Raw genomic sequence first — 5,281 nt, 5'->3', positions numbered from 1 at the left:
GCGGGATTGAGCCCGATATAGCGGCCGGTGAGGCCGCGACGCAGATTCAAGAGATAGCGCGGCGCGGCACGAAGCCTGACGCTCATCAGGCGGAAGCGAGAGTAGCGACTGCCCCAGAAACCCCAGACCAGACGGAAGGCGAGAAGCCCGAGCACCGTGTAGCCGACAATGCGATGAACCCGGTCGTAGACGGTGGGCGTGAACCACGCGGCGAGGATGCTGGCCGCGAAAGCCCAGTGCCAGAGGCGGAGCGGGAGATCCCAGACTGCGACCGTCCGCGAAACGGTTCGATCCGCGGGGGTCCTGTCGGACGCCCCGCGCGCTTCTGGCACCGCTTCCTCGATCAAGCTGGGACCACCTTCGAGCCTCACTCTGCGCGGACGATTTCGCGCAGCCTTGCTTGGCAAGCCTAGTTGGCGGGTTTACTTGGCAGCCTTACTTGGCAGCCTTACTTGGCAATCGTGTGCTTCAGGCTGAGGTCTTCCGGGCTGTAGAACAGCTCAAAGAGCTTGCCTTCCTTGACGCCATAGACTTCGTAGCACGAGCCTTCGATCTTGGAGCGCCGCACCTCGTAGCCCAGCGCCTTGGCCTTGGCTTCGGCTTCGCTGGCCGGCTTCCACGACGCCTTGTCGAGTTTGGTGCAATCCTTGAAACCGTCGGCCATGGCCGTCGATCCCGCGCCAATCCCGATCGTCAGTGCAATGGCAACAACACGAATGACCTTCACGAACGTCTCCTTCTCTGTCGTGGGTGCTGCGCGGAGCCGCGAGCGGGACCGAAGGAAGCAAAGGAGGAGGTGAAGTCAATCCGGTTCAGCGGCGCCGCGCCTTAGATTTATTCTAACGATCCGAAAAACATCAGTACGCTCCGCAGGGACCGCGCATTTGAAGACCCGCTGCGGCCTTACGTCTCACGGCCGGGAGCGCGTTGTCAGTAGCCGGCGACCGCCAGCATGACGACCGCGCTGAGCATCATCCAGCCGAAGTGCCGGCCGCGCGTCGCCCATGCGTTGGCGAGAGCGGAGAGACCGAACACGCAGGCCATAGTGCCGACGATCCAGTGGCGCGCCAGCTCCGAACCCATGCCGGGCACCGCGATCAGGAGCACCCCACCGCCGATCCAGGCAACGGTCGAGGCTTGCCAGACAAGGCGGATCAGGGTGCGAAGCCGTTCCGGCTCGATGCGCGCGCGGACAAACACCTTGGCCTCGCCGAGGTAGCCATGGACGAGGGCCACGACGATGGTCAGCCCACCGGCGCACTGGAGCAGGAGATCACGCATCGTCAGGCTCCCGGAGGCTTCCATACATCTATGTATGGTGAGATAAGCGCTGGCCCGCGACCTGTCAATACACTAGTGTATGGCCGGATCTGGAAACCGACATGACCGAACAGCTGGCCGCCGACGATTGGATCAGGGAAGGGCTGAAGGCACTCGCCAAAAGCGGCTTCACGGCGCTCAAGGCCGATCCGCTCGCGAAGGGGATGGGCGTGTCGCGCGGCAGCTTCTATTGGCACTTCGCCGATCTCGGCGCCTTCCACACCGCGGTGCTGAAGCGCTGGCGCGAGATCGCGGCGGAGCAGATCATCGCCGACGTTGAGGCCGCCGGCGACGAGCCCTTGCAGGCGCTGCTGCGCAGGTCGTTCGGTGCCCGGCTCGATCTCGAGCGCGCGGTGCGCCACTGGGCGGCGTTCGATGCGGGCGCGCAAGGCGCGGTGCGCGCGATCGACCGCCGCAGGCTCGACTACATCGAGCAGCTGCTGGCGATGCGCGGGCTTGCTCCGGCGACGGCGACGGCCCGCGCGCAGATCCTCTATTGGACGTTTCTCGGCTTTACCCTGTCGGGGGCGCCGGTGCCGGCGGCGCGGCTTCAGGGCATGCTCGACGAGCTCCTGGCGATGGTCTCGGCGTGAATCGGCGCAATGGGCGGAGGCGGATTTCTGTGCTAGAGGCAGCCGAACGCCGGAGACAATGATGAACGCGCCCACCGAACGTCCCGAAGCCAGTGTCGATCCCAAACTGCTGGAGATTCTGGTCTGCCCATTGACCAAGGGTCCGCTGGAGTTCGATTCCGCCAAGCAGGAGCTGATCTCGCGCAGCGCCAAGCTCGCTTATCCGATCCGCGACGGCATCCCGATCATGCTGCCGGAAGAAGCGCGCAAGATCGATTGAGGCTTTCGTAGCTCGAATGGAGCAACGCAACGCGCCACGCGCTCGGTGTCGTCCCGGCGAAAGCCGGGACCCATAACCACCGAATTGCGTTGTTGCGCGAGCAGTAACTCCGGTCTTCGCAAAACTGATGCTGCGGCGTATGGGTCCCGGCCTTGGCCGGGACGACGCCTTACAGCGCCTCGCCCTTCAGCAGCCGCGGCACTTCGCCGGTGAGACCGGCGGCCTGGCGGATGAAGAGGTTCTTCAGCGGCGGGGCGCGGTCGACAAGGCCGAGGCCGATGTCGCGCACGGTGCGCAGCAAGGTCGACTGGTTGGAGAACAGGAAGTTCAGCGAGTTGGTGGCAACGCCCATCGCCATGGTGTCGAAGCGGCGCCAGCGCTGGTAACGCTCGAGCACGTCGGCGCCGCCGAGATCCATGCCGAGCCGCGCCGCGTCGACCACGACCTCGGCCAGCGCCGCAACGTCCTTCAGCCCCATGTTGAGGCCCTGGCCGGCGATGGGGTGGATGACATGGGCGGCATCGCCGACCAGCGCGAGGCGCTCGGCGATGAAGGAACGCGCGACGAAATAGGACAGCGGAAACGCGCGCGGCTTGTCGAGCGCCTTCACCTCGCCGAGATGCAGGCCAAAGCGCTGCTCGAGCTCGGCGTGGAATTCCTCGTCGCTGAGCGCAATGATGCGCGCGGCCTCGACCCGGCGCTCGGTCCACACCAGCGATGAGCGCTTTCCCGAAAGCGGCAGGATCGCGAACGGGCCCGCCGGCAAAAAGTGCTCCTCGGCGCGGCCCTCGTGATCACGTTCGTGGCCAACGGTGACGACGATGCCGGACTGGTCATATTCCCAGCCATGGGTGGCGATGCCGGCGCGCTCGCGCAGTCTCGACCGCGCGCCATCGGCGGCGACCAGCAGGCCCGCCGCGATCACACTGCCGTCGCCGAGCGTCACGTCGATGCCCTCGGCGCGCGCATCGTAGGATGCAACGGTGGTGGCGCGAAGATCGATGCCCTCGGCCTCGGCGCGCACCACCAGCGCATCGATCAGACGGCGGTTCTCGACCATGTGCGCAAACGGCTCGCCCGGCGCGACGTCGCCGGCGAAGTTCAGGAACACTGGACGCGTGGCGTCCTCCAGCTTCGAGTCGGTGACGACCATGTCGAGGATCGGCTGGGCCTCACCCCTGACGTCGTCCCAGGCGCCGATCGCCTCGAACAGGCGGCGGCAGGCGGCGACGATCGCGGTGGCGCGCGGATCCCGGCTCGGCCGCGTGCCGAGCGCGGGATCGGCGACGATGACCGGGATCTCCGGACCCAGCCCCTGGCGCAACGCCAGAGCCAGGGCGAGCCCGGCAAACGCGCCGCCGCCAATGACAATGCTTCCCTGTACCGACATACCAAGCTTCCCAGTCAATTCTCGGTCTTGCTAGCAGACTTGAGCTGGGCGAAACAGTGCGGTGAAACAAGGGCGGAACGGCCCGGTCTGTCATTCCGGCGCGCAAATGCGCGAACCCGGAATCTCGAGGTCATGAGCTCGGGATTCCGGGTTCATCGCTGTCGCGATGCCCCGGAATGACAGTCCTTTGAAAGCGAACTCCATGTCCAAGAGCCTGATCGACCTGATCTCGGTCCTCGACCTCGAGCAGCTCGAGGTGAACCTGTTCCGCGGCAACAGCCCGAAGACGAGCTGGCAGCGGGTGTTCGGCGGCCAGGTGATCGGGCAGGCCATGGTTGCCGCCTGCCGCACGGTCGAGGGCCGGCTGCCGCATTCGCTGCATTGCTATTTCATCCTGCCGGGCGATCCGCAGATCCCGATCATCTACCAGGTCGAGCGCCTGCGCGACGGCAAGAGCTATTCGACCCGGCGCGTCACCGCGATCCAGCACGGCAATGCGATCTTCTCGGTCATGGTGTCGTTCCACGCCGACGAGGAGACCGCGTTCGATCATCAGGACAAGATGCCCGACGTACCGCCGCCGGAAAAGCTCACGGCGGAGGAAGTTGCGAAGCAGCCGATGTTCCGCGAGATGCCGGAGTTCATCCGCCGCTACTACGAATCCGATCGCCCGATCGAGTTGCGCCCGGTCGAGCTCGGCCGCTATTTCGGCCAGAAGATCGACGACGGCCGCATCCATGTCTGGATCAAGACGGCTGCAAAGTTGCCCGACGATCCGGCGCTGCACATGTGCGCGCTCGCCTATGCCTCGGACTTCTCGCTGCTGGATGCGATCATGGCGCGCTACGGCCGTACGCTGTTCGACAAGCGCATGATGCCGGCGAGCCTCGACCACGCGATGTGGTTTCACCGCCCGTTCCGCGCCGACGAATGGCTGCTCTATGCGCAGGATTCGCCGAGCGCGCAATCAGGCCGCGGCCTGACCCGCGGCTCGATCTTCAAGCCGGACGGCACGCTGGTCGCCTCCGTCGCGCAGGAAGGCTCCGTGCGCGAACGGAGGTAGCGCTCAATAGGCGCGAGCGGCGGCTCCGCGATCGACCAGCGCGAATTGCGACACGAACCAGCGACCGTACCAGCGCAGCATCCACGGAATTGGGATGATGAAGCTGCACGCCAGCGACAACACCACCGACCGCCATAGCACCTGCCAGCCGCTGCCGTTGAAGACGACCTCGCGCCGCGTGCCCTCGATGTTGCGGCAATTCCAGCGCATCCAGAACGCGATCACCCAGGCCCAACCGATGATGGTGATGGTCGAGATCATCATCAGCAGGTACCAGCCGACATAGCCGATCGCGCTGCCCTGAAACGATAAAGGCAGACGCTCGCCGTTCGAGGTGAGGTTGGCGACGATCCAGCGCAGGATCACCCAGGCGAGGAACGCATTGGCGATCACGGCAAGGAGCGGCGCGAACGATATGCCGGTCGCGCCGGCGTAGGTCAGGAGCGCGTTGAGCATCAACGCCCACCAGATGTCCATCGGCTGGCCGGCGAAACCAAAATTCGGGCGGCCCGGCACCTGGATGTGCGATGTGATGTATTTGTAGAACCAGACGGTCACCCAGGGCGCGGGGATCACCAGCAGGATGCCGATCACGAACACGATGCTGCGGCCGAGCAGACCGAACGCGCTGAAATCGGCCGTCAGCGACCCGCCGG

The 5,281-nt window shown here is 65.4% G+C and carries 8 protein-coding genes; 3 read left to right on the top strand and 5 right to left on the bottom strand.

The features are described from left to right. The 3 genes from A5906_RS43785 to A5906_RS04030 all read right to left on the bottom strand — a co-directional run. Positions 1–347: cytochrome b/b6 domain-containing protein (locus tag A5906_RS43785; RefSeq protein ID WP_347337587.1), on the bottom strand; the 347-nt coding region annotated here is incomplete at its 3' end. Positions 348–448: 101 nt separating this feature from the next. Beyond that, on the bottom strand, positions 449–727 hold the full coding sequence (locus tag A5906_RS04035; protein ID WP_080133904.1) for a PepSY domain-containing protein: 279 nt from the start codon (positions 725–727) through the stop codon (positions 449–451). Between the two features lie 203 nt (positions 728–930). After that, a complete protein-coding gene (locus A5906_RS04030; RefSeq protein ID WP_080134067.1) occupies positions 931–1,281 on the bottom strand; it encodes a hypothetical protein in 351 nt (116 codons plus the stop codon). A gap of 101 nt (positions 1,282–1,382) precedes the next feature. Between A5906_RS04030 and A5906_RS04025 the strand changes: the two genes are divergently transcribed. Together A5906_RS04025 and A5906_RS04020 are read left to right on the top strand one after the other, a co-directional pair. Then, positions 1,383–1,913: a TetR/AcrR family transcriptional regulator gene (locus A5906_RS04025; RefSeq protein ID WP_080133903.1), complete on the top strand. Its 531-nt coding sequence runs from the start codon at positions 1,383–1,385 to the stop codon at positions 1,911–1,913. 61 nt (positions 1,914–1,974) lie between these two features. Further along, positions 1,975–2,172, top strand: coding sequence for a Trm112 family protein (locus A5906_RS04020; RefSeq protein ID WP_007598651.1), 198 nt, complete (start codon positions 1,975–1,977; stop codon positions 2,170–2,172). Positions 2,173–2,341: 169 nt separating this feature from the next. Here A5906_RS04020 and A5906_RS04015 read toward each other — a convergent pair whose 3' ends face one another. Further along, on the bottom strand, positions 2,342–3,562 hold the full coding sequence (locus A5906_RS04015; protein WP_080133902.1) for a ubiquinone biosynthesis hydroxylase: 1,221 nt from the start codon (positions 3,560–3,562) through the stop codon (positions 2,342–2,344). A gap of 202 nt (positions 3,563–3,764) precedes the next feature. Here A5906_RS04015 and tesB point away from each other — a divergent pair, with 202 nt between their 5' ends. Further along, on the top strand, positions 3,765–4,625 hold the full coding sequence (gene tesB, locus A5906_RS04010) for an acyl-CoA thioesterase II (RefSeq protein WP_080133901.1): 861 nt from the start codon (positions 3,765–3,767) through the stop codon (positions 4,623–4,625). 3 nt (positions 4,626–4,628) lie between these two features. On the opposite strand, the gene A5906_RS04005 is transcribed toward tesB, so the two are convergent. Next, a partial coding sequence (locus tag A5906_RS04005; RefSeq protein ID WP_245326577.1) for a hypothetical protein occupies positions 4,629–5,281 on the bottom strand: 653 nt, incomplete at its 5' end.

Origin of the sequence: Bradyrhizobium sacchari, assembly GCF_002068095.1 — a bacterium.
Classification (GTDB): domain Bacteria; phylum Pseudomonadota; class Alphaproteobacteria; order Rhizobiales; family Xanthobacteraceae; genus Bradyrhizobium; species Bradyrhizobium sacchari.
This window is presented reverse-complemented; position numbering and strand designations above follow the sequence as displayed.

What these genes read in the sequence shown, in the direction of transcription:
- A5906_RS04030 (WP_080134067.1), bottom strand. Translation starts at nt 1,281, where the DNA reads ATGCGTGATCTCCTGCTCCAGTGCGCCGGTGGGCTGACCATCGTCGTG.
- A5906_RS04025 (WP_080133903.1), top strand. Translation starts at nt 1,383, where the DNA reads ATGACCGAACAGCTGGCCGCCGACGATTGGATCAGGGAAGGGCTGAAG.
- A5906_RS04020 (WP_007598651.1), top strand. Translation starts at nt 1,975, where the DNA reads ATGAACGCGCCCACCGAACGTCCCGAAGCCAGTGTCGATCCCAAACTG.
- A5906_RS04015 (WP_080133902.1), bottom strand. Translation starts at nt 3,562, where the DNA reads ATGTCGGTACAGGGAAGCATTGTCATTGGCGGCGGCGCGTTTGCCGGG.
- tesB (WP_080133901.1), top strand. Translation starts at nt 3,765, where the DNA reads ATGTCCAAGAGCCTGATCGACCTGATCTCGGTCCTCGACCTCGAGCAG.